Raw genomic sequence first — 2,016 nt, 5'->3', positions numbered from 1 at the left:
TGCCTTGCCTGACGCTGGGCACCATCATGATCATCCACGACCGCATGCTGGCGGACCGGGAGCAGGAGGCCAACACCGATTTCCTGACGGGGCTGATGTCGCGCAAGGCGTGGTGGATGCAGGCGGAACGCTACTGCGCGCAGGCGTTGCGCACGCGCCGGCCATTGACCTTGCTGCTGCTGGACATCGACCATTTCAAGGGGATCAACGACACGCATGGCCACGCGGCGGGCGATGCGGTCCTGCGTCATTTCGGTCTGCTGGCAGGGGCGACGCTGCGCACGGGCGACCACGTCGGCCGCGTGGGCGGGGAAGAATTCGGTGTGCTGTTTCCCGACATGCGCAGCGATGCGGTCATGGAAGTGGCAGCCCGGCTGCTGGATTCCGTACGGCGCACGCCTTGCTCGCACGGGGGCAGCACCATTTCATACACGTTCAGCGCGGGGGTGGCCGAATGGATGCCCGGCGAGAACCTGCAGGTGTTCTTCGAACGGGCGGACCGCAAGCTCTATGCGGCCAAGTCGAGCGGACGCAACCGCATCGTGGGGCCGGGCGGGCAGCCCGAGCATCCTGCCTTGCCGGCCGCCGCCTGAAGTCAGTCGTCCTTGTCTTTACGCGGGGCGCGCGTGTCGTGCTTCATGATGCGTTCTTTCTCGCGCTGCCAGTCCTTTTCGCGCGCGGTGTCGCGCTTGTCGAACAGCTTTTTGCCGCGGCCCAGCGCGAAGTCCAGCTTGATGCGCCCATTCTTGTAGTGCAGGTTCAGCGGCACCAGCGTATAGCCGCGCTGCTCGACCTTGCCGATGAGTTTGCTGATTTCCTCGGCCTTGAGCAGCAGCTTGCGCGTGCGCATGGCATCGGGGTGGATATGGGTGGACGCCGTGGGCAACGGGCTGACGTGCATGCCCAGCAGGTACAGCTCACCATCGCGTACGATGACGTAGCTTTCCTTGAGCTGCACGCGGCCATCGCGGATCGCCTTGACTTCCCAGCCTTGCAGGACAAGGCCGGCTTCGTAGCGGTCTTCGATGAAATAGTCGTGCGTGGCCTTGCGATTGTCGATAATGCTCATAACGCCTTTTTTGCCTGGGGGCTTTGTGGGTCTTTTCGGGGAGGCTGACGGGCGGGGCAGGGTGGACATGCCGTCCGGCGTGCCGCGCGCTTGCTTTTCCCGTTATTAGGCCCAGGTCATGCGGTGCCGGTAAAATCTTGCCATTCTAGCCATTTGCGATAGTCGATGCACAAAGTACAACGATCCGTCCTGGTGCCTTACAGCGCCGCCCAGATGTTCGATCTGGTCGCCGACGTGGAAAAGTACCCCGAGTTCATGCCGTGGTGCGGCGGCGCCGAGGTGCAGACCCGCGACGAACACGGCATGCAGGCCTCTATCCTGATCAGTTTCGCGGGGATGAAGCAGCGCTTCACCACGCGCAATACCCACGTCTATCCCGACCGGATCGATCTGGAACTGGTCGACGGCCCATTCTCCAGCCTGGTCGGGCATTGGGAATTCCAGCCGCTGGCGGAAGACGCCTGCAAGGTGCTGTTCACCATGGAGTACGCGTTTTCCAACCGTGCGCTGGAAATGGTGGTGGGCCCCGTGTTCAACCGCATCGCCACCAGCTTCATTGATTCCTTCACCAAGCGGGCGCAGGCCAAGTATGGGGAATGAACCCTGTAGCGCGGCGCGCTTGAACATCAGCGTCTGCTATGCCTTGCCGGGCCATGTGTGGCTGCGCGAGGTCCAGTTGCCTGAGGGCGCGACGGTGGCCGATGCGTTGGCCGCCAGCGGATTTGCCGAGGCTTTCCCCGTGGTGCAGCCGTGGGCGCGCGGCGTGGGCATATTCGGTCGGGCCACCGAGCCGCAGGCGCGATTGGCCGATGGCGACCGCGTGGAGATCTACCGGGGGCTGAGCTTCGACCCCAAGGAATCGCGTCGCCGCCGCGCGGAACACCGCCGGTCCAAGACAGCCAGGAACGGCCGGGTCCGTCCGGCCGGGCTGCTCTAGGGCGCGCGTG

At 64.2% G+C, this 2,016-nt stretch carries 4 protein-coding genes; 3 read left to right on the top strand and 1 reads right to left on the bottom strand.

The genetic code is table 11. The features are described from left to right. Window positions 1–593 (top strand): GGDEF domain-containing protein (locus ACO6D5_RS29970; RefSeq protein ID WP_485827419.1); only part of this gene is annotated, 593 nt, incomplete at its 5' end. 2 nt (window positions 594–595) lie between these two features. Here ACO6D5_RS29970 and smpB read toward each other — a convergent pair. Continuing rightward, a complete protein-coding gene (gene smpB, locus ACO6D5_RS29965) occupies window positions 596–1,069 on the bottom strand; it encodes an SsrA-binding protein SmpB (RefSeq protein ID WP_006223414.1) in 474 nt (157 codons plus the stop codon). A gap of 165 nt (window positions 1,070–1,234) precedes the next feature. On the opposite strand from smpB, the gene ACO6D5_RS29960 reads away from it, so the two are divergent. Both ACO6D5_RS29960 and ACO6D5_RS29955 read left to right on the top strand, forming a co-directional pair. After that, on the top strand, window positions 1,235–1,669 hold the full coding sequence (locus ACO6D5_RS29960) for a type II toxin-antitoxin system RatA family toxin (protein ID WP_006223413.1): 435 nt from the start codon (window positions 1,235–1,237) through the stop codon (window positions 1,667–1,669). Next, entirely contained in the window at window positions 1,659–2,006 is a 348-nt protein-coding gene (locus ACO6D5_RS29955) for an RnfH family protein (RefSeq protein ID WP_088588314.1), read from the top strand. Before ACO6D5_RS29960 ends, ACO6D5_RS29955 begins: the two co-directional genes overlap by 11 nt. The last annotated feature ends 10 nt before the right edge of the window (window positions 2,007–2,016 follow it).

The organism is Achromobacter sp. (assembly GCF_057314935.1).
The sequence above is the reverse complement of the archived record's forward strand: the minus strand, read 5'-3'. Positions and strand labels throughout refer to the sequence as shown.